This window comes from Actinocrispum sp. NPDC049592, from assembly GCF_040675465.1.
Classification (GTDB): Bacteria; Actinomycetota; Actinomycetes; order Mycobacteriales; family Pseudonocardiaceae; genus Kibdelosporangium.
The window spans coordinates 138334-158585 of sequence record NZ_JBFAPA010000023.1 but is presented as its reverse complement, the minus strand read 5'-3'; the positions used below and the strand labels follow the sequence as shown (position 1 = coordinate 158585).

Annotated in this window: 15 protein-coding genes, 4 tRNA genes and 1 pseudogene; 6 read left to right on the top strand and 14 right to left on the bottom strand. The window is 69.2% G+C overall.

Annotation, left to right across the window (positions count from 1 at the left end):
• Positions 1-20: 20 nt before the first annotated feature.
• The 6 genes from AB0J95_RS43360 to AB0J95_RS43335 all read right to left on the bottom strand — a co-directional run bounded on the left by AB0J95_RS43360 (position 21) and on the right by AB0J95_RS43335 (position 2173).
• The gene (locus AB0J95_RS43360) at positions 21-356 is read right to left on the bottom strand and encodes a hypothetical protein (RefSeq protein WP_364771391.1); all 336 of its coding nucleotides are present in this window, start codon (positions 354-356) and stop codon (positions 21-23) included.
• A 63-nt stretch (positions 357-419) separates the two neighbouring features.
• Positions 420-493, bottom strand: a tRNA-Lys gene (locus tag AB0J95_RS43355).
• A 12-nt stretch (positions 494-505) separates the two neighbouring features.
• A tRNA-Lys gene (locus AB0J95_RS43350) sits at positions 506-579 on the bottom strand.
• Between the two features lie 110 nt (positions 580-689).
• A tRNA-Asp gene (locus tag AB0J95_RS43345) sits at positions 690-762 on the bottom strand.
• 3 nt (positions 763-765) lie between these two features.
• Positions 766-839 (bottom strand) — tRNA-Arg (locus AB0J95_RS43340).
• 767 nt (positions 840-1606) lie between these two features.
• Positions 1607-2173: a dihydrofolate reductase family protein gene (locus AB0J95_RS43335; protein WP_364771389.1), complete on the bottom strand. Its 567-nt coding sequence runs from the start codon at positions 2171-2173 to the stop codon at positions 1607-1609.
• Between the two features lie 124 nt (positions 2174-2297).
• Between AB0J95_RS43335 and AB0J95_RS43330 the strand changes: the two genes are divergently transcribed.
• Together AB0J95_RS43330 and AB0J95_RS43325 are read left to right on the top strand one after the other, a co-directional pair.
• Positions 2298-3269 (top strand): sigma-70 family RNA polymerase sigma factor, encoded by a 972-nt coding sequence (locus tag AB0J95_RS43330; RefSeq protein WP_364771387.1) that lies wholly within the window; start codon positions 2298-2300, stop codon positions 3267-3269.
• A 54-nt stretch (positions 3270-3323) separates the two neighbouring features.
• A complete protein-coding gene (locus AB0J95_RS43325; protein ID WP_364771385.1) occupies positions 3324-4496 on the top strand; it encodes a helix-turn-helix domain-containing protein in 1173 nt (390 codons plus the stop codon).
• On the opposite strand, the gene AB0J95_RS43320 is transcribed toward AB0J95_RS43325, so the two are convergent.
• Positions 4457-4828, bottom strand: coding sequence for a hypothetical protein (locus AB0J95_RS43320; protein WP_364771383.1), 372 nt, complete (start codon positions 4826-4828; stop codon positions 4457-4459). The two genes, AB0J95_RS43325 and AB0J95_RS43320, sit on opposite strands and share 40 nt — an antisense overlap.
• A 211-nt stretch (positions 4829-5039) precedes the next feature.
• Here AB0J95_RS43320 and AB0J95_RS43315 point away from each other — a divergent pair, with 211 nt between their 5' ends.
• A complete protein-coding gene (locus tag AB0J95_RS43315; RefSeq protein WP_364771381.1) occupies positions 5040-6110 on the top strand; it encodes a DUF3068 domain-containing protein in 1071 nt (356 codons plus the stop codon).
• Here the strand turns inward: AB0J95_RS43315 and AB0J95_RS43310 are convergent, their stop codons facing one another.
• On the bottom strand, positions 6111-6857 hold the full coding sequence (locus tag AB0J95_RS43310) for a class I SAM-dependent methyltransferase (protein WP_364771379.1): 747 nt from the start codon (positions 6855-6857) through the stop codon (positions 6111-6113). It lies immediately after the preceding gene.
• A gap of 85 nt (positions 6858-6942) precedes the next feature.
• Here AB0J95_RS43310 and AB0J95_RS43305 point away from each other — a divergent pair, with 85 nt between their 5' ends.
• Positions 6943-8094 carry a glycosyltransferase family 4 protein gene (locus AB0J95_RS43305; RefSeq protein WP_364771377.1) on the top strand — a complete coding sequence of 384 codons (1152 nt, stop codon included), beginning with the start codon at positions 6943-6945 and terminating at the stop codon, positions 8092-8094.
• On the opposite strand, the gene AB0J95_RS43300 is transcribed toward AB0J95_RS43305, so the two are convergent.
• The 3 genes from AB0J95_RS43300 to AB0J95_RS43290 are packed head-to-tail and all read right to left on the bottom strand — an operon-like array spanning position 8035 to position 10943.
• Positions 8035-9105 carry a hypothetical protein gene (locus AB0J95_RS43300; protein ID WP_364771375.1) on the bottom strand — a complete coding sequence of 357 codons (1071 nt, stop codon included), beginning with the start codon at positions 9103-9105 and terminating at the stop codon, positions 8035-8037. The genes AB0J95_RS43305 and AB0J95_RS43300 overlap by 60 nt on opposite strands.
• Positions 9106-9114: 9 nt before the next feature.
• On the bottom strand, positions 9115-9291 hold the full coding sequence (locus AB0J95_RS43295; RefSeq protein WP_364771373.1) for a hypothetical protein: 177 nt from the start codon (positions 9289-9291) through the stop codon (positions 9115-9117).
• Between the two features lie 5 nt (positions 9292-9296).
• Complete coding sequence (locus AB0J95_RS43290; protein WP_364771371.1) at positions 9297-10943, bottom strand: hypothetical protein; 1647 nt, start codon at positions 10941-10943, stop codon at positions 9297-9299.
• Between the two features lie 70 nt (positions 10944-11013).
• Between AB0J95_RS43290 and AB0J95_RS43285 the strand changes: the two genes are divergently transcribed.
• Positions 11014-12192 carry a polysaccharide biosynthesis protein gene (locus AB0J95_RS43285; RefSeq protein WP_364771369.1) on the top strand — a complete coding sequence of 393 codons (1179 nt, stop codon included), beginning with the start codon at positions 11014-11016 and terminating at the stop codon, positions 12190-12192.
• A gap of 1683 nt (positions 12193-13875) precedes the next feature.
• Here AB0J95_RS43285 and AB0J95_RS43280 read toward each other — a convergent pair.
• A pseudogene (locus AB0J95_RS43280) lies at positions 13876-16161 on the bottom strand (alpha-(1->3)-arabinofuranosyltransferase); the annotation flags it as partial.
• A 138-nt stretch (positions 16162-16299) separates the two neighbouring features.
• Between AB0J95_RS43280 and AB0J95_RS43275 the strand changes: the two are divergent.
• Positions 16300-16950 (top strand): class I SAM-dependent methyltransferase, encoded by a 651-nt coding sequence (locus AB0J95_RS43275; RefSeq protein ID WP_364771367.1) that lies wholly within the window; start codon positions 16300-16302, stop codon positions 16948-16950.
• Here the strand turns inward: AB0J95_RS43275 and AB0J95_RS43270 are convergent.
• Positions 16944-18668, bottom strand: coding sequence for a hypothetical protein (locus tag AB0J95_RS43270; protein WP_364771365.1), 1725 nt, complete (start codon positions 18666-18668; stop codon positions 16944-16946). The genes AB0J95_RS43275 and AB0J95_RS43270 overlap by 7 nt on opposite strands.
• Before the next feature lie 10 nt (positions 18669-18678).
• Positions 18679-20202 (bottom strand): substrate-binding domain-containing protein, encoded by a 1524-nt coding sequence (locus AB0J95_RS43265; protein WP_364771363.1) that lies wholly within the window; start codon positions 20200-20202, stop codon positions 18679-18681.
• Positions 20203-20252: the final 50 nt, after the last annotated feature.

Genomic DNA, 20252 nt, shown 5'->3' with positions numbered 1-20252 from the left:
TCACCTCAGTGGTCACCGCACTACCCGGAGAACCTCTTCGCCATGTCCCGGAGCCGTGCCACGGCCTCAGCGATCTGGCCACCGGTGATGCTCATGTCCGGCATCGGGCCCATCCGCTCGAACTGGTCGGCAAAGCGCACGTACTCGCGGTGAGCGTGTTCCCGGCAGGCGAGGCAGGTGACGCTTTCCGGGCGGGGAGAGGTCATCGCGTACGGCACCTGGAGCCCGCAACCGGTGGTGACAACACTCGGTGCGTCGATCGCGCGGCCCAGCATCGACGAGATCAGGTTGCGGGCGGTGGGACCGGCCTCCAGCACCTTCCGTTCGACGTGGATGTGCGGATCGGTCTCGCTCATCTGTGTCCGCGCCTCCGTCCCGAGTCGTTCCGGAACCACGCTACAGCCGGTCGCGAGCTGGTGTGGGCCGCCGGGGACTCGAACCCCGAACCCGTCGCTTAAAAGGCGACCGCTCTACGCAGTTGAGCTAGCGGCCCGCGCCGATGCAGTAGGTCGCCGGGGACTCGAACCCCGTACCTGCCGATTAAGAGTCGGCCGCTCTAGCCAGCTGAGCTAGCGACCTGCGGTTGCGGCAGGCCCGGAGGCCTGCCGTCGTCGGATGCCAGCGAGTCGAACGCTGTGCCTCCTGATCCCAGGTCAGGTGGGGTCACCATGCCCCTCGCATCCGGTGCGCGCTCACGACGGGACTCGAACCCGCGATAACCGCATCGACAATGCGGCGCCTTAGCCTCTTGGCCACGTGAGCAAGTACCCCCGCCAGGAGTCGAACCTGGGGCCTCCGCGTTCGTAGCGCGGCGCTCTGTCCTGCTGAGCTACAAGGGCAAAACTGTGGTGCGCAGCCGATCCGGGTATCGATCCCGGTCCTCCGCGGTGAAAGCGCGGTGACCTAGCCAGCAGTCGCATCGGCCTGGACGGCACCTCGCGGGTGCCGGGGTGGTGGAGGTGGGGCTCCAACAGCCCCTTCTCCACCAGAGGAGGTGCGGCCGCGTGCATCAGCGCGGCCGCACCCCTGGAAACGCTCGCCCCCCGGGCGAGCGGTGGAATGTCTGCTCCGCTATGGAGATGTCAATGAACCGCGCCAGCCCATCCGGAAATGGGCGGCGTTCACTACACAAACAATTGTTTTCAGGCACGGTGAACAGAGATGGTGAATAGAGAAAGCCGCCCGGCTCGGTTTCCCGATGGGCGGCTCCCGTGACATGACGACGGCTACGTCATGGCGGAGAGCCAGGCACCGCTTCTTCCTGCCGGTGCAACGGCATCCGGTGATCGTCGGACGGACACACGACGACGGGCGCGACGGCGGGACAGCGCCGCTGCGCGTCTCGCTTTCGCATGTTCGTCATGATGTCCCCTTCGATCGGTGCCCATTCATAGTGTCCCATTGCCGGACGGGCGTCAATGGTATTTCGAGAAATCCGCACAGCGCCGTGAAACGTCGGGCGAGGGGTGCGACAACGAGCCGTCGCAGCCGACCGCCAAGCCGCTCAACGTCCGAACCGGACAGTCCACTGTGGAGCATGCGCGGCCGGTCACCGGCGGGACGAAACGGGAACGAGCCGGAAGGCAACCGCCTTCCGGCTCAGAGGTCACCGCTCGCCGATCCGCCGGACCTCGTGCCCGGCCGGCCGGTAGGTGAGCAGGATGACCCCGGGCGTGATCTCGCTCGTGCCAGCCAGGTCCAGGTTCACCCGGTCACTGTCGCCGAACAGGTTCCCGCCCTTGCCCAGCAGGATCGGGTGCAGCAGGAACCGGTACTCGTCGACCAGGTCGTGCTCGTGCAACGTCCGGATCAGCGTCGTGCCACCGTAGACAACGAGGTCCTGGCCCGGTTCCTGCTTGAGCTTGGCCACCCCTTCCGCGACATCACCGCCGCCGACCAGCTGGGAGTTCTCCCAGCTCAGCTCGGTGACCGTGGCCGAGGCGACATGCTTGGCCATGCTGTTGATCTTGCTGGCGTAGCCGAGCGTCCGCGCGGGCCAGATCGCGGCGAACAGTTCGTATGTCCGGCGGCCCAGGAGCAGGCCGTCGCTGCCGGCCAGCAGGTCCGAGTGGTACTGGGCCAGTGGCCCGCTGTCGTACGGGGCGGCCCACTCCTGAAGGTGGTCCACCTTTCCGTCCAGTGTCATATACGTCGAGACGATCACCTTGCGCATGCTGTGTCTCCCTTGCTGCGGACTTCGCCGGTACCTACCCGGCGGCCGCGGCGACTCATCGCTCACGCGGCGATGAGTTCGGGGACACTCGCCGGTATGTATCCACATGCGTGATGGAGGACAAGTGACCAGCGACGACTTCGCGGTGCGGGCGGACCCGTTCCGGCGGGAGCTGCTGGCGCACTGCTACCGGCTGCTCGGCTCGGTGCACGACGCCGAGGACCTGCTGCAGGAGACCATGCTGCGCGCGTGGAAGGCCTACGAGCGGTACGACCCGAGCCGGGCGGGGCTGCGCACCTGGCTCTACCGGATCGCCACCAACGCCTGTCTGACCGCGTTGGAGCAGCGCAGCCGCCGCCCGCTGCCGACCGGGCTGGGCGGGCCGTCGAGCGACGACCCCGACCAGCCGTTGGTGCGCGGTGAGGAAGTGCCATGGCTGCAGCCGATCCCGGACGCGATGGTCGGTGACCCGGCGGACGTGCTGTGCGCGCGGGGCTCGTTGCGGCTGGCCTTCGTTGCCGCGCTGCAGTTCCTGCCCGCCCGGCAGCGGGCCGTGCTGATCCTGCGCGAAGTCCTGGACTGGCCGGCCGCGGACGTGGCCTCAGCGTTGGACATGACGACCGCGGCGGTGAACAGCGCCCTGCAACGAGCCAGGGCCCGGCTCACCGCAGCGGGACTGAGCGAGGACCTCATCGGCGAACCCACCGACCCCGGCGACCGCGCGGTGGTCGAACGGTACGCGGTCGCGTTCCAGAACGCCGACCTGGCCGCGCTGGCGAAGCTGCTGACCGACGAAGTCGTGCTGGAGATGCCGCCGTTCACCACCTGGTACTCCGGCCGCGAGCTGTACATCCGGTTCATGGCAAGGGTTTTCACCCTGCGCGGGGCGGACTGGCGGATGGTGCCCGTGCACGCCAACGGGCAACCGGCGATGGCCGCGTACGTCCACGGCCCGGATGGCGCCTACCTCCTGCACACCCTCCAGGTCTTCACCGTGACCGGCGCGGGGATCAGCCGGATGACCGCCTTCCAGGACCAGGACCTGTTCGACACGTTCAGCCTGCCCGCCCGGCTCGACATCGCCAACCGTGTATGACTCGGCCGCATCGCTGAACTGTGACCGGTGACACCGCCGGGTTAGAGTCAGCGAATGGGCACTGAGGCTCTCGTCACCCCGGTTCCGCCGGACCAGCGTGAGCTTTTGGAGAAGATGCTGTCCCGGCTGCCGGAGTTCGCCGACCAGCTGGCCAGGCTGCTCAGCGAGCAGGACGAGTTCTACCAGCAGGTGGAGCAGGTCGCGCCGGACGAGCTGCGGCAGGTCTGCCGGGCCAACCTCAAGCGCGCGCTGACGGCGTTCGCCGACGGCCGGGAGCTGCCGCTGGACGCCGCCCGCAAGACCGGGCAGGCGCAGGCGCGGCAGGGCATTCCGCTGACCGCGGTGCTCAGAGCGTTCCGGATTGGCGGGATGTTCGTCTACGAGGCGCTGCTCGGCTTGGCAGGCCCCGGATACATCAGCCCGACGCAAACGGCGGCAATGAGTTCCACCGTCTGGCGCACCATCGACCTCTACTCGGACGCACTGACCACCGCGTACGACGAAGTCGCCGCCGAACCACCACCGCGGCGGCGGGAGCTGCTGGAGAACCTGTTGCACGGGCGGCTGTCCGACCCGGCCGAGCTCGAACAGGCCGCCACCGAACTGGGTCTGCCGGTGACCGGGATGTTCATCGCCGTGGTGACCGAGGCGGTGGAACCCGACTGGCACAACACCGTTGAGCTGGCACTGCGGGCGCGGCGGTGGAACTCGTTGTGGCGGCACACCGGCGACGCGGGCCTGGTCGTGATCGACCGCGTCGAGGACGTCCGGCGGGTACGGGACGTGCTGGCGTCGTTGCCGATCGCTGTTGGCATGAGCCGGCCCTTCAGCGGCACCCTCGAGATCCCGGACGCCCTGCATCGCGCGCGGGTGGCCCGATTGTCCTTGCCGGCCGGGAAAGCCGGGGTGAGCGTGTTCGGCGACTCGCCGGTGACCACGCTGGTCGCGGGCGCGGCGGCGATGACCCGCGAGATGGTGCGGGCGACCTTGGCGGGTGTGCTCGCCTTGGCGCCCGCGGAACGCAAGGTCCTGCTGGACACACTCGGCGCGTGGTTCGCCGGGCACGGCTCGGCACGCGAGGCCGCGGACCAGTTGTTCGTGCACCCCAACACGGTTCGCTACCGGCTGCGGCGCCTGCAGGAACTGACCAAGCGCGACCTCACCGATCCCATCGACGTCGGCGAGCTCTACGTGGCGCTGGAGTCGGTGCGCCTGGACGCCGGTTGAGCCGCCTGGTCGGCGTCGATGATCCCGGCCAGGTCGAGCAGCTCCCGGCCGAGGCCCGGGCGCGCGGTCAGCCGGACGGCCAGTTCCCGCCCGTCGCCCGCGATGCCGACCGTCAGGACGACCTCCGGCCCATGCGTCCTCTGTGGACCATGGCCGGGCACGGACACGACGACGTCCGGCCGGTGCGCGCGCCGGTCCCGGCGCCACCGTGATCTTCCCGCGTCAAGGTCGCGAATGATGTTGCCGTGCAACGAAAGCAGGGAGGCAACGGCCGCGACGGCGTCCCGGAGCTCGGGGTCGGCGATCGAGTCCGAATAGGCGCCGATTTCCATGGCACAGAAGGGTCCACCCACACCCCTTGTCCCCGGGAACAAACATTTTTGGCCGATTGGCCCGAATGGCGGCCGGAGTACCACCTTCCGGCGGCATCGCGACAGTGTCGCCACTGGTCACGATTTGACCCTGCCGGACAAGAGGTTCACTATCTGCGCACCGGTTACCGGAGGGTAATCACGGGTTCGCCGCCGCACCCAGGAGGATTCGTTGCGACGAGTTTTCGGCTTGATTTTGCTGGGGCTGGGCGTTTTCGCCGCGGCCGTCGCGATCTTGTTGCCGAACTATGTGTACCCGAAGGTCGCCAAGGTCCCCCTGGACCAGAACTCCACCTCGGTCCTGGAAGGCCCGGCCGGCACGGTGCTGGCGGTGACCAAGAAGGACGGCGTGCCGACCCCGGAGATCCGCAAGGACACCCAGCTGACCGCCGTTGCCAAGGTGCAGGCGAACTTCAGCGTTCCCGAGATGCGGCCGGACACCGACGTCGCCGTCTGGCTGCTCGCCGTCAAGGTCACCGACGACAAGGACAACACCGTCGTCAACGCCTCCAAGCGGCAGGTCTGCTTCGACCGCCGCACCGCCGAGGGCTACCGGGGACAACAGGACGCCGGCCGGTGCTCGCCGAGCTCCACCTTCACCGCCGAGGTCGACACGACCAAGGAGATCAAGGAGGGCAAGGACCCGGAGGAGAAGATCGACGAGGGGCCGCAGCCCGGCCTGCAGTTCAAGTTCCCCTTCGGCACCGAGAAGAAGGACTACTCGGTCTACCAGGACACGGTGAACAAGGCCATGACCGCCAAGTTCATCAGCACCGACGAGGTCAACGGCGTCGACGTCTACAAGTTCGAGCAGGACGTGCCCGACACCCAGATCGCCGAGCAGGACGTGCCCGGCTCGCTGATCAACGAGCCGGCCAACACGGTCCACGTGCAGCAGTACTTCAAGGGCACCTCGACGATGTGGGTCGAGCCGGTCACCGGTGTGATCGTCAAACAGCAGCAGTACCAGCACCAGGAACTGCGCAAGCCGGGCGAGCTCGTCGGCACGACGGTGTTCGACGGGACGCTGACCTTCAACAACGCCACCATCGAGAGCCTGGTCAAGCAGGCAGGCGAGAACAAGGGCAAGCTGGAGCTGCTCACCAGCACCGGGCCGATCTCGCTCGGCGTCGGCGGCGGGCTGATGATCCTGATCGGCGCGCTGCTGGTGCTGCGCGGCCGGCGGGCCAAGCAGTCACCGCCGGACGACCAGACCGCGCCGCAGCACGCACTGGCGCGATAGTCAGCGCCTGCGCAGGACCATCACGAGATTCCAGGAAGCGATTTCCCGCAGGCCAGGAACCCGCGCTATCCACATCGCCCAGCTGGGGTGGTAGCGCGGGTATGCGGCACACAATTGCGCGTCGGGTGTTGTTTTCGCCCAGCGCAGTGCGGCACCCACCGTCAACGGGAAGAGCGACTCGCCGAACTTGTTCTTCGGTTCCTTTCCCATGACCCGGCGATATCTCCGGCGTGCATAATCGCCGCCGAGGTAATGCCATGGCGCGGTCTCGTGTCCGCCCCAGGGTGAATACCAGGGCGTGAACGATGCGAAAACGGTGCCGCCGGGCCTGGTCACGCGGCACATCTCGGCCAGCATCAGCCACGGCTCGCTGACGTGCTCCAGCACGTTCGACGAGTAGCAGATGTCCACGGATCCGCTGCGTACGGGCAGTTTCGTGCCGCTGGCGCGGACCATGTTCTCGCCCGGCGTGCCGCGCGCGGACAGCTCCCCCACGTCCGGGTCGACGCCGAGGTAGTAGGCTCCGGCCGCGCGGAACGCGTCCGAGAAATAGCCGGGGCCGCCGCCGACATCGACCATCGTCCGGCCATTCAGCGAGGTGTGCGTGGCGAGCTGGCGGACGGAGTCACCGGCGAGCGTCTGGTAAAAACCGTCGGGGTCGGTCTGCTCGGTGAGAAACGAGCGGAACAAGGCGACGGATCTGCTCAGTGTGGCCCGATGAGTGGGGACCGAAAGGATTCCTACCATCGAACCATCGCTTTCCGAGAATGTTTCGCCTATTGTGTACGCACCGGTAACCTAGCACCTGCCGCCAGAGGTTTGGAGAAACTCGATGCGCCGACCATGTGTTCTGCTGGTCAACTGGCGCGACACCGGACATCCCGAGGGCGGCGGCTCCGAACGCTACGTCGAGCGGATGGCGGAGTCGCTGGCCCGGTCCGGCTACCGGGTGGAGATCCAGTGCGCGGCCTATCCCGGTGCCACCCATGGCGAATGGCGCGACGGCGTGCGGTACCGCAGGCGCGGCAACAAGTTCGGCGTGTACCCGCACGCGCTGCGCGCGATCCGCAAGTCCGACGCGGATCTGGTGGTCGACGTGCAGAACGGGATGCCGTTCTTCGCCCGGCTCGTCGCGGGTTGCCCGGTGCTCGTGCTGGTCCACCACGTCCACCGCGAGCAGTGGATCAGCGCGCTGGGCGAGACGCTGGGCCGGATCGGCTGGGGCATCGAGTCCAAGATCGCCCCGCGGCTGTTCCGCAAGTGCCGCTATGTCACCGTTTCCGAGGTGACCAAGGACGAGCTGGTCACGCTGGGCGTCGACCGGTCCCGGATCGCCGTGGTGCCCAACGGTCTGGACACCCCGGCACCCCGCGAATCGGCCCGCAGCACCGATCCCACGCTGGTCGTGGTGAGCAGGCTGGTGCCGCACAAGCGGATCGAGCACGCCATCGACGTGGTCGCCGAACTCGCCCCGCGCTGGCCCGCGCTGCGGCTGGAGGTGGTCGGCCAGGGGCCGTGGTACGAGGTGCTGCGCGACCACGCGGCCAAACGCGGTGTGGCCGACCGGGTCCGGCTGCACGGCTGGCTCGGCGAGGACGAGAAGCACGACGTGCTGGCCCGCTCGTGGGTGCACCTGTGCCCTTCGGTCAAGGAAGGCTGGGGCATCGTGAACATGGAGGCCGCCGCGCACGGCGTGCCCTCGGTGGCCTACCGGTCCGCCGGCGGGGTGGCCGAGTCCATTGTGGAGGGCGAGACCGGGCTGCTGGCCGACGACTTCGCCGACTTCACCGCCCAGGTCGAGAAGGTGCTGGCCGACCGGAGGCTGCGCACCGCGATGGGCGAGGCCGGTGTGGAGTGGGCAAAACGGTTCAGCTGGCAGGACAGCGCCGAGCAGTTCGAGTCGCTGGTGCGCGATGTGGCCTCGTTATCCGCTCCGCGACCGCGAACCCTGACGCCGCAACGCCTCGACCAGCCCGTCGGCTAGCCTTCCGGCCGCTCGTTCGTCGAAGTCCTTGCGGCGCGCGCGAACCGTGACAGTGCTGGTGCCGCCCACGGTCGCGGCCCCGAACGCCACGCCGGAACGCCCGCTGGCCGCCGGATAGAACGCGATCGACCGCACCTCATCGGGGGCCGTCACCGCGCCGAGGTTGGACACCAGGAACGTCGAGCCCAGCCGGCCGACCAGCAACCGGGTGCCCAGCCGCGCGATTCTGCTGCTGCGGGCCGGGAAATCGGGCTCCGGCGGGTGCGCGGCCAGTGCCTCGCCGACCTGTCCGGGTTCCGGGCGGGGCTTGAGCCGCAACCGGAAGAACGCGCTGTCCCGCACGGGTTCCGGTGCGGCGCCGCCGCCATAGGACGCACCGATCGCGGCGACCACCCGGGGCGCACCGCGCCCGCCGTTCCACTGCTCGGTCGCGTGCGCGGCGGCCGTGACCAGTTCCGCCGCGTTGAACCGCATCCGGGGCTCGTGCCGGGCCGTGAAGACGTCACCGGGCGCCGATCCCGTGCTGTCCGGCCGGATCCGCGTGGGCGGCGTGAACACCGCCTCGGCGACCCGTTGCAGCGCCGAGACGAGGAACGAGCGGTCGGCCGAGCGGGTGCCGATTCCCCTGGCACCCGAGGAGATCCGCGCATCCAGCGCCAGCCCGAGCATCGCCAGCAGGCCGATGCCGTCGATGGCGCCGTGATGGGCGGCGATGAGCAGCGCGGGTTCGTCCTCGCAGACCGCGGCCCTGATCAGGGGCTCGCCGCGATCGTATGGTGCTTCGGCGAAACGAGCGCGCACCGCGGGAATGTCCGCGGCCCGCATGGTCTCGACCGCGGGAGCCGCGCCGAGGTGCGGATACCGTTTCGCCGCTGCGGACAGCCGGTCACTGACATCCCGTGCGGACGGCGCCACGGCCAGCCGGGCCTCCAGCAGGATGCTCCAGGACACCGTGGGATCGCCGTACAGCCCGACAACGCTGTGCGCCTGATCGGACGCCGACTGGGACATCAGGGACGGTCAGCGGCTGCCGTAGATCGTGTCCGCGTTCTTCAGCGGGTTGTACTGATCCTTGAACTTCACCTGCACCTGCTGGGTGGTGTCCGGGTCGGAGGTGTTGATCAGGATCAGGCTGCCACCGGCGGCGGCGCCGAGCCCTACGGCGACGGAGGCGACGATGCCTATCAAGGTGACCAAGGGGGTTACTCCTTCTGCGGCAGGGAAGTCCGGCCCGGGATCAATCTACGCATGGGTAACATGCAGCACAACAGCGCGGTCAGGATCGATATAACCGCTACTCCATTTGCCGCCATCACCGGGATCCATGACACCGTGACCGGCTTCAGGTCGCCCGGCGCGCGGTAGAGCGTGAGCCATTGCCCGGACCATACCTCGGTGGCGCCCTGCAGGAACCGCGGGTCGACGGTCCCTGGGGTCCCGTGTTCGACCAGCACCCAGCCGATGCCCTCACCAGCGAGATCCCCTGACACGCGAACACGTTGCAGCCGCTGGTCCTCCCCCGCGATCGCCTGGGTTCCCACGCGCAGGGTGTCGTCGATGAGCACGGTGTCCGGCAGGAACCGGGGCGCCGGATCGAGCTGCGTGCGGTAGTCGTTCCACGCGAACTTCCGGAAGGCTGACAACGGAAGCGCCAGCACGTCACCGGGCCGGCCACTGAGCACTGTGGATACCTGTGCCCAGTCGTCCGGGTACCGCACCGGTTCCAGCCGGCCCCACCCGCCCCACGCCAGGTCCGGCATCAGGACCAGCGGCAACAAGGCGGCCGGGACCACGATCGCGCGCCACCGGACGGCCACCGCCTCGATCGCCAGCGCGAACCCCAGCGCGACCGGCAAAGCCCACCAGGCCACCCATTTCTGCGCGTCACGCAGCAGCCCGGCGCCGGGAATGTGGTTCATCGCCCAGGACAGCAGCGGCTCGCCGAGCGGCAGGGTTGCCAGCGAGGCAAGCAGCACCCCGAGAAGCCCCAGCGCCACCAGCGATCGCGTTCGCGGGGCGCCCCATCTGGCCGCCAGCGGCCGGAATCCGGCGATCGCGACCGCGAGCACCAGCAGCGTCACGATCGGCGTCAGCGGGACGCTGCGGCTTTCCGGCACGACATCGCCGTTCCAGATCCCGCCCAGGCCCAGCACGCTCAGAATCGCCGGGCCCCAGCTCTCCGTACGAGCGCTGAACGCCTGGACACCGGCCGGATCGGACAGTGAGCCGCCGGGGTGCAGCAATGTCGGTACCAGCCACGGCAGGTTCAGCACCACGGAGACGCCGATCGTCTGCACCAGACGCCGACGCCCACCAGCGACGATCGCGGTGAGCGCGGCCAGGATCCCGCCCGGCGGCGTGAGCACAGCGGGAGCACACGCGAGAACCAGGCGCGCCAAGGCTTTCGGCTCGCGATCCCGCAGCCGGTGTCCAGCCAGGACGATCCACGGCAGACACGCGTAGGTCAGCAGCAGCGGCCAGTGCCCGATGAACAACCGCTCCGCGAAGTATGCCGTCCACGCATATCCGGTCGCCGCCACGATCCGCGTGCCCAAGCGCTCGGTTGGTACCAGCCTGCCGGCCCCGTAGGCGGCGAAGAAGATCGCGAGCGCCAGCACGAACTTCTGCACGATGTCGCCGGGCAGGACCGTCGTGACGAGCGCGACGGCAGCGTCAGCAGGCACGGAACGGGCCAGCGACGAGCCCGCGCCGAACGCGTCCGGCCCGAACCACAGCCGGGGCGCGAACACCATGTCGTAGCTCAGCACGAAACCGCGGCCCAGCAAGGGCGTGACGACCAGGAGGGTGAGCGCGCCGCTGACCGCGGCCAGCGTTGCCTTTACGCCCAACGGCCCTCCCTTTCCGCGTCCATCTTGGCTATGGTCGCATCCCTACTGGCCGGTAACGAGGAGTACTCCGTTGTCATTGACCGAGGTGAGGGCCGACGAGCGGGTCTCGGCGATCCTTGTCTCGCTCGCGCTCGCCGTCAACAACGCCGGCAGCTACGTGCTGAGCCTGGTCGCCGCCCGGATCCTGGCGCCCAGTGCGTTCGGTGAGCTCAGTTCGCTGCTCGCGGTGCTGGTCATCGGCGTGGTGCCGGCGATGGGCCTGCAGACGATCGTGGCGCTGCGGGTGGCCCGCAAGGCCGAGTCCACCGGAACCCTGATGGCGCTGGGCCTGACCACGAGCGCGGTCGTCGGCGGCCTGGGACTGGCGCTGACGCCGGTGCTCGTTCCGGTGCTGCACCTCGGTTCGCTCGCGCCCGCGCTGCTGCTCGCGGCCGCACTCGGCCCGCTGACGCTGCTCGGCCTGTTCCACGGGCTGTTGCAGGGCGGCAAGCGGTTCGCCACGCTGGCCGGGCTGATCTCGCTGGAAGGCGCCGGAAAGGTCGGCGGCACGCTCGCCGGTCTGCTGGTGACCGGCAGTGCGACGGGTGCGCTCGCGGGTACGGCGATCGGTTCGTTCCTGGTCGTGGTGACCAGCTGGGTGATCTGCGGCAGGCCGCGCCCGGCCCGCGGGGCTCGCGCTGGTGAGGTGCTGCACGCGGCACAGGCGATGCTCGCGCTGGTGCTGCTGGTGAACCTCGACCTCGTGCTGGCCCGGCACACGCTTCCCGCCGCGGTGGCGGGCGAGTACGCCCTCGGCGCGATCGTCACGAAGATCGCCTACTGGCTGCCGCAGGCCGTCGGCGTCCTGGTCCTCCCCCGGCTCGCGCACGGCTCGCGGCGCGTCCTGCCGATCGCGCTCGCCGTGTGCGCCGGGCTCGACGCGTTGGTGCTGCTGGTGTGTGTCGTGCTCGGGCCGCGGCTGCTAGCGATCATCGGTGGGGCGGGGTACGCGGGGAGCACCATGGCGGTATGGCCGTTCGCGCTCACCGGATCGATGCTGGCGCTCGTGCAGATCCTCCTGTTCTCGCGTCTGGCGGATGGGGATCGTCGGGTAACCGTCCTCATGTGGACTGCCGTTGTGGCCGAGACCGTACTGGTCACGACGTGGCTGCACGCCTCCGCCGCTCAGGTGGTCACCGTCTCGGCCTGTTGTGTCGGCGGGCTCGCTCTCGCCGGTGCGATCGTCGAGATCCGGACCCGCCGCGACTGACTCCTTGCGCGCCGGGAACCAGTCCACCGACGACGCCACGACCGCGGCGGCGGCCAGCAGCAACGCGGTCTGCGTCGCCAGGATGTACGCCCATTCCTGACCGTGGCCGAGCAGCCGTCCGGTCACTGCGATCCCCGTCGCGACCACCATCCCGGTGAGCGCGAGCAGCCGGGGCGCCCGTTCGCTGAACTGGCGGACCAGCAGGCAGGCGATCAACAGAACGATCGGCAGCATTCCGCCCAGCACAGCCAGAACCGCGATCAACGCGACCGTCGCCACCGTCGCACCGCCCGAAGCGACCGAGATCGGCCGTCGCCGCACCGGCAACGCCACGAGCACCAGCAGCAGGAAGATCGCCACCGCGCCGATCAGCAGACCGGTCCGGTAGCGCGTATCCGGGGTGAAGGCCAGCGAAACGACCCCGCCCGAGCCCGCGGGCACGATCCACGCCTGCTGCCAGCCATCCACCCGGGTCTTGGCCAGCGGCTTACCGTCCACTGTGGCCACCCAGCCCGCGTTCGCGTTCTCCGGTACGGCAAGCACCGCGTCGTCACCGGGACCGACCCGGACCTCACGCGAGGTGGACTCCCAGCTGAGCACGTCCACCGGCCGATGCGCGGCCGGAGCCGGCGGCGCAGTGCCCGGCTTGAGCCAGAGGTCTTGCACGACAAAGGAGTCCGACCGGTCGGCGCGGATCTCGTGGCTGCCGGGGTCGAGCTCGACCCCGCCCTGCGAGTCCGGGCAGGCACGCAGTTCCACCGGCCGGTGGGCGTTCCAGTCGGCGAGCGTGCCGCGCACCGAGGTCTTGTAGTCGAACCCGTCCAGGTGCACGTTCGGCCCGGCCCCGCAGGGCAGCTCGAACGTGGTCTGCGGCGCGGGCATGGCATCGCCGGTGAACGTGAGCGACCCGATGCCCAGCTGGATGCGCCGGTCATCGTCGGACGCGATCAGCCGGACGAACAGCTGAGTCGTCTCGATGGGCGGGAACGTGGCCGACCCGTTGGGCAGCTCGACGATCTGGTTCGCCGTGGGCGTCGCGAGTTCCAGCCGGACCGGCGTTTTCGCGGTGCCACCGGCGTCGGTCGCGATGGAGATGCCGGTGATCTTGTGCGGTTTGGGCCATTCGAACGTCAGCGTCGGGCGGATGTCGGTCAGGTCCGGGATCCACGCGCTCGTCGGATCGCCGTCTACCGCTGCGAACCCACCTGTGGCCGGGTCGCCGCCGAGCTGCGAGCTGGCCGTGACCTTGACGCCGGGCAACGACATCGGCGGCAGACCGGCGGTCGCGGGCACAACGGTGCCGCCGAACGAGTACGCGGCCTTGGCTTGCGTGGCAAAGAGACGGTGGACGCCGTCGGGCTCCTCCCCTTGTTTGGCAAGGTTCGCGTCGCACCGGAGGTGTCCTTCGTCGTTCACGCAGGCGTAGCGCGGCTGGGCACCGCGCGTGAACGCGAACCCGGGCGCCGCTCCCGGCGGCAGGTCGGCGGGCACCTCCAGGGCGCGCTGCGGGTCGGTGCCGGGGATCTTCAGCTCGGCGATGCCCACGTTGCCGTCCGTGCGGCCGACGACCAGCGACAGCAACGTGATCCGCACCTTGCGGGTCAGGCCGGGGACGGTCGTGTAGCTGTGCGGGCCGTCGCCGCGGGCCACCTGTTGCTCGATCGACCCGCTGTCGGTGGTGATGCGGATGCGGGTGGGCGGCCAGCCGACCCGGATGTCGTCGACGAAGGTCAGGTCGACCGAGTCGACGAGCCGCGGCGTGTCGAGCTCGACCTCCAGCCACTGGCCGATCGGCCCGGTGAACGACGACGAGTGCCAGGCCGTGCGCGGATCGCCGTCGATCGCCGAGAACGGCTGGTAGCTCGGGTCCACGCCGCCGAACGAGTCGGCGAACGAGGCCGCCGTGGACGCGGTGACCGACCGGATCCCCCGGTATGCGGCCACAGTCTGGTGCTGCTGACCAGGGAAGGGCAGCAGATCGCTTGCGGCGCGTGGCAACCGGGTCGGTTCGGTGGCGGTGAGCGTCTGGCTGAGGTTGTCCCGCACACCGGCGACGTTGCGTTCGGCCCGGCGCAGACCGTCGGTGACCAGACGCGGACCGGTCGGCGAGCCGCCGTCGCCAGTGAGCACGGCCGGTGTGGCGGGGTCGAGCTGACCGGAGTTGAGCAACGGCAGCAACGACTCCGGGCCGCCGCTGACGGTCGGGATGTCCTTTGAGGACGTCACGCTGACCAGCGGCACCTCCCGTTGCACCTGGTAGATCTCCAGCGGCCCGAACTCCATCGCCTTGCTGATCCCCGGCGACCCGGCCAGACCGGACCGCAACGTCGACACCGCCGGAGCGTCGAGCCGGTCCCGGTCGATGTCGTTGCGCAGCATCAGGAACCGGTAGCCCGAGCGGGAAAGCAGCCCGGCGAGGCCGGGATCACCGCGGCCGTCGGCCAGCGCGGCGTCGACCGTGTCCATCAGCCGGGTGTTGCCCTCGGAACCCAACGGCACCTGGTTGCGGATCGCCCAAGGGCTTGTCGCGAGCGCCTGGGCGGGTTCGTCGACCGTGCGGCCCCATTGGTACTCGCCGAACCCGGTCGCGGGCAGCAGCAACGTCCGCGCCCTCGCGTCCGTCTTCGAGACCCAGGCGAGCGCGTCCCGCCAGTACCCGGGAACCTCATCCCAGCCCGGCCCGGGTCGCAGCAGCAACAGCCACGCGGGCGCGGCCAGCACCACCACGAGCACCATCCCGAGCGCGGGCCGCATCCATCGGCGCGAGGCCTTCGCGGTGCTGGCGATGCCGTGCATGAACGCCAGCGTCAGCGGAAGTCTCAGCACCGGTTCGAACTTGTGCACGTTGCGCAGCGCGGCCAGCGGCCCGTCCAGCAGGTGCCGCACCGGCGCGGCCAGCGGGCTGTCCAGCGTGCCCACGTAACCGATGGTCAACAGCGTCAGACCGAACAGGACGCTCAACCCGAGAAAACGGCGTTCCGGCAGGCCGCCGCGGGCGAGCCCATACAGGCCGACGGCCGCGACCAGGCCGGTTCCCGCCATCAGCACGGGGTTGTCGACCAGCACCCAGCCCGAGGGCCACCACGGCGTGCCCTGGACAACGTAGGCGACCCACTGGTTCGTCCCTCGCAAGGCCTGGAACAACGACATCGGCGCGGTGGTGTTGGCCGCGGACTCGATGTAGTCCAGGAACGGCAGGCTGTACTCGCTGAGCAGCAACAGCGGCAGAATCCACCACAATGTCGCGCCGATGACGAAACCCACCCACCAGAGCACGAGTTTGACGTGCTCACGGGTCCAAGTCCGGGTCAACAGCCACAATCCGGGCAGAACGAGCGCCATCACCACCATGGCGGCGTTGATGCCGCCCATGCACAGCACGGCGAGCGCGGACAGCCCGGCCGCGCGGCGCGGCGAGCGGATCCGGTCCGCGCGGACCAACGGCAGCAGCACCCACGGAAGCAACACCGCGGGCAGCATTTCCGCTGACAGCGGGCCGATCTCGGTCATGATCCGGGGCGCCAGCGCATAGGCCGTCGCGCCGACCAGACGCGCCGGTTCGGTGCCGATCGCCAGCGCCCTGGCCACCAGCAACGCGCCGAAGTACGCGAGACCCAGCAGCAGGGCGCACCACAGCCGTTGCGCGATCCACTCCGGGATCCCGGCCAGGTGGGTCAGCGCGAAGTACGGGCCCATCGGGAACAGGTAGCCGTACGCCTGGTTCTGCAGCTCGCCGCTGGTCGCCTCGGGATTCCACAGATGCATAGCGCGGGCGAGGAACGCGACCGGGTCGACCGACAGGTCCAGCTTGGTGTCGAACGTCGTCTTGCCCGGCCGCTGCACGAACGACAGCACGGCCAGGCCCAGCACGATCCAGGTACTGGGCCTGCGAACGACCCTGAGCGGCGAGAACCGCCGGGCAGCGGGCGGTGCCGGCCTGTCCCGGGTCCGTTCGCGGGTGGTTACCATCGAGTAGATCCTAAGCCTCCGGGTGGCTAGGATAGACCGACGATCTTCCCCGGCGGCCCAGGCAGGTGCGCTATCAGCGAGAAACTCCATGACGGGTTCGCCGACGCATGGGCACTGGCCGAACCGGTCAAGGGCTGGATGACCGAGGCACAGGGCCGGGCGCTGTGGGATGCCGCGCGCCGGCTGGAAAAGGGCGACGTCATCCTCGAGATCGGCAGCCACCAGGGCAGATCCACGGTCGTCCTGGGCACGGCCGCTCGCACGGTCGGGGCCACGGTCATCGCGGTGGACCCGTTCGTCGACGGCAAGCTGTTCGGCGGATCGCCCACCCGGCAACGGTTCGAGGAGAACATCGCCGCCGCCGGGCTCAACGACGTGGTCGAACTGGTCTGCGGGTACAGCACCAAGCTGCGCCCGCACTGGGATCGCCCGTTCCACCTGCTGTACGTCGACGGCAAGCACGACTACTGGACCTACACCGACGATCTGCGCTGGTCGGCACACCTGCCGCCGGGCGCGGAAGTCCTGGTGCACGACTGTTTCTCGTCGATCGGCGTCACGCTGGGCACGATCGCGAAGGTGCTGTTCGGCAACCGGTACACCTATGTGGACAGAGCCACGTCACTGGCCCGGTTCCGGGTGACGCCACCGTCCATGAAGGACCGGCTGCGCGTTGTGGCGCAACTGCCCTGGTTCGTCCGGAACGTCGGCATCAAAGTGCTGCTGCGGCTGCGGCTTCGCCCGGTCGCCCGGCTGTTCGGCCACGACAGCCCGTACGACCCCTACTGAGTCACCGGTTTGCCGATGTCCAGGGTCGCCGCGCAGATCGGCGCGCCCTTGCCGACGAGCTGCACGGTGACGCTGTCGAACAGCCCGTCCAGCGGCACGAAGACCGAGTGCAGGCCGCCGGGGAACCAGACCTTCTGCGATTTCCCGCCTGCCTCAACGGTTCCCTCGCCGCCGTCGGAGGTGAAGTAGTCGAGCTTCATCAGGAACCGGCCCATCAGCGGCTTGTCCAGCGGGATGCGGACCGGGTCCTCGTTGACCAGGTAGCCGCAGTCCTTCACGGGACCGGGCCGGCTTCGGGCATCAGGCTCAACGCCAGTGATCCGTCTGGGCGTACCGGTGTCGTCGAGTTGGTGGATCCGCAGCGCGGCCTGGTCGAATTTGATGCCCGGCACGAGACCGACCACATGAGACGCCCGCGAGTTGTCCGCGAACCACTCGTGCATGACATCGCGGGGCACGAAGGTGTCGTACAGCACCAGTTCCGGATCGGCCGCCACGGCCGCGCGGACGTTGCCCAGGTACTGGCTGGACTGCGAGAACCTCAATGCGGGAGCCAGGTTCTGGAACGCGACGACCGAGCTCAGCACGAGCAGCCCGGTGATGCCCAGGGCCAGCGGGCGTTCCCGCGCGCTGCCGCCATCCGGTCCCAGGAACGCGAACGCCCCGCACAACGCGGCGATCATGGCGAGCTCGGCGACATACCGGGGATCGTTGCCCAGGGCCGGACCGACGTCGGTGAACCGGGTCGCGGTCACCAGACCGATGTCCGCCGCGGTCACGCCGCCCAGCAACGCCCACGCCCGCCACGACTTCCGGCTGATCACCACCACGACCACGGCCAGGACCAGCAGCCCGGCGCTCACGAAGATCGGCGATGGGTTCCACGTCGCCCCGGGTCCCGGTCCGGACCACGGCCCGCCAAGCAGTCCCGGCAGGAGGGTGTCACCGAGCATCCGGCCGATCAGGTCCGCCACCGTGCCCGCCGAGACGTCACCCTCGCCGTGCGCCACCTGGCTCGTCGTCACCGAAAGCAGCAGAACCACATACCCCACAAGCACTGCGCCCAGCGCCGCCCACAGCTTGAGGTGCTTGCGCAGCGGTTCCCGCAGCAGCACGGTGATCCCGGCGACCATGATCGGGATGAAGACGGCCTTCTCGTAGAAGGAAAGCCCGAACACGGTCCAGGCGACCGTCCCACCCCACCAGCGGCCGCCGTCCTGCAGATACCGCACATGCGAGTACAGCGCGGCGGCCATGCCCAGCAGCACCGGCAGGATCTGGATCCCGTATGCCCACCACAACGTCGGCACCAGTACCAGGTTCGACGCGGCGAACACGGTGAACGGCACCAGAAGCGCCCACCGCCGCCCGAAACACCGCACCAGCAGCATCCAGAAGAACACGAGCGTGGCCGCCTGCATGAGAAGCAGCGGGATGGTCAGCACCGCGAAGTTCAGCGGCGCCCACGCGGTCAGCAACCAGGTCAGCAGGAAGCAGCCGGGCGCGAGATGTCCTTGGTAGTCCTGGAAAAGGTAGCCGGGGTCGAACAGGCCCGAGGTGCCGGCCCGGTAGGTGATCAGGAAGTCGTCCTGGGCCAGGCTGCCGTGCAGCGCGGCCCAGGTGTGCAGTGCGAACGGCACCAGCCCCGCGAAGAAGGCCGCCAGCACGATCGGCGGCACCTTCGCCCTGGTCACCTGTCTATCGGCCTCGACCAGCACGAACTCCCCCTTATTTCTTGCAGGTCGGCGGCTGGCACATGATCTTGCTCAGCGCCTGGTAGAAGACATCGGAGATCTTACGGGGATCGGCCGTGGCGAACGACTGCCCGCCGGTCGCGTTCGACACCGCCTGCAGCTCGGTCGCGTCGATGTCCGGGCCGACGCCGATGCCGATCACCGGCAGGGGTTTGCGCGGGTCCTGCAGCTTGGCCAGCTCCGCCTTCAGCTTGTCCAGGCTGATCCCGTCCTTGTCCTCGTTGCGGCCGTCGGTGAGCACGACGACGAGGTTGATCCGGCCGGACTTCCAGTTCTGCCGGGCACTCTGGTACGCGGCGAGGATCGAGTCGTACAGCCCGGTGGCGCCGCCGGGCTTCGGCTTCACCGCCTTGAGCTTCTCGACCCCGCCGGCGGCGATCTGGTCGGACAGCGCGCGTACCGGCAGCAGCTCCTGGTAGTCCTTGTCGCCGTCGAGTTTCGTTGAGAACAGCCACAACCCCAGTTCGGTGGTCGGTTTGAGCAGCCCGAGACCCTGGATCGCGGCCTGGATGGTCAGCTCCATCCGGCTCTTGCCGGTGCCGGGCACGGTCGCGGCCATCGAACCGGAAACGTCCAGCAGGACCTGGATCCGCGCGCTCAGGTTCGCGCCCGCCCAGGCCTGCAGCACGCCGTACATGGCGTCGGGCGCCGGTTCGGCCACTGGTCGCGTCGCCGGGTTGACGCCCTGCTTCGGCGAGCGCACCTGCCCGTCGGGGGTGCGGAAACCCGCGCTGGCGAACGACTGCGTCGACCCCTGGTCCAGCAACACCTTGAGGAACCGTTCGGCCGCTTGCCGGGCGGCCTCGGAAGCCTTGGGCAGCAGGACATACGGGTAGTCGAACCCCGGAACGTCGGCGTAGGCGGGGACGAGGTCGTGGGTCACCGCATGTTGCTCGGACATGGGCTCGACGGCCGGCTGCGGCGGGGAGAGCTTGCGCATCGCGGCGGTGAACGCGGCGTCGTCCTTGCTCAGCTTCCGGACCCCGATCAGGGCGGCGATCCCGGCCGCGTCGTGGGCCGGGTCCGGCAGCCCGACCGCCTCGTGGTCGAGGATCGGTTGCCAGGCCGGGAACTGACCGTACTTCTCGGCTGTCTTGCCGGTGAGCCCCAGCACCACCGGTGAACTGGCTATCGACTGCCCGGACTCGGGCAGGTTCCAGGCACCGGCGTCGCGCGCCTGGAGTAACCAAGTGCTTGCTTCGGGTACCCACACATCCGCGCCGCCCGCGCCACTCGCGAGCGCCTCCACCGTCGTCGGAGACGGGCTGGCGGACACACTCACGGCATAACAGTCCTGTTCAGGGACCGAACGGGCCAGCTCGGTGAGCACCGGCGCGATATCCGGAGCGGCCGACACCGCCAGCTGCGTGGTGTTGTCACACCCATCGCCGCCCAGCCTGGTGCGCAGGTACTGGATCCCCGCCCAGCCGCCCACCGCGATCACCAGCAGCGCGCTCAGGATCACCACCGACGAGCGGCGCCGTGAGCGTGTCTCCATGAACGAGCCTCCGTGTGACCGAAGGCGACATTACTTCATACTCGCCCCAC

Coding starts and splice junctions, on each gene's coding strand:
- AB0J95_RS43360 (WP_364771391.1), bottom strand. CDS start 356: ATGAGCGAGACCGATCCGCACATCCACGTCGAACGGAAGGTGCTGGAG.
- AB0J95_RS43335 (WP_364771389.1), bottom strand. CDS start 2,173: ATGCGCAAGGTGATCGTCTCGACGTATATGACACTGGACGGAAAGGTG.
- AB0J95_RS43325 (WP_364771385.1), top strand. CDS start 3,324: ATGGGCACTGAGGCTCTCGTCACCCCGGTTCCGCCGGACCAGCGTGAG.
- AB0J95_RS43320 (WP_364771383.1), bottom strand. CDS start 4,828: ATGGAAATCGGCGCCTATTCGGACTCGATCGCCGACCCCGAGCTCCGG.
- AB0J95_RS43310 (WP_364771379.1), bottom strand. CDS start 6,857: ATGGTAGGAATCCTTTCGGTCCCCACTCATCGGGCCACACTGAGCAGA.
- AB0J95_RS43305 (WP_364771377.1), top strand. CDS start 6,943: ATGCGCCGACCATGTGTTCTGCTGGTCAACTGGCGCGACACCGGACAT.
- AB0J95_RS43300 (WP_364771375.1), bottom strand. CDS start 9,105: ATGTCCCAGTCGGCGTCCGATCAGGCGCACAGCGTTGTCGGGCTGTAC.
- AB0J95_RS43275 (WP_364771367.1), top strand. CDS start 16,300: ATGACCGAGGCACAGGGCCGGGCGCTGTGGGATGCCGCGCGCCGGCTG.
- AB0J95_RS43265 (WP_364771363.1), bottom strand. CDS start 20,202: ATGGAGACACGCTCACGGCGCCGCTCGTCGGTGGTGATCCTGAGCGCG.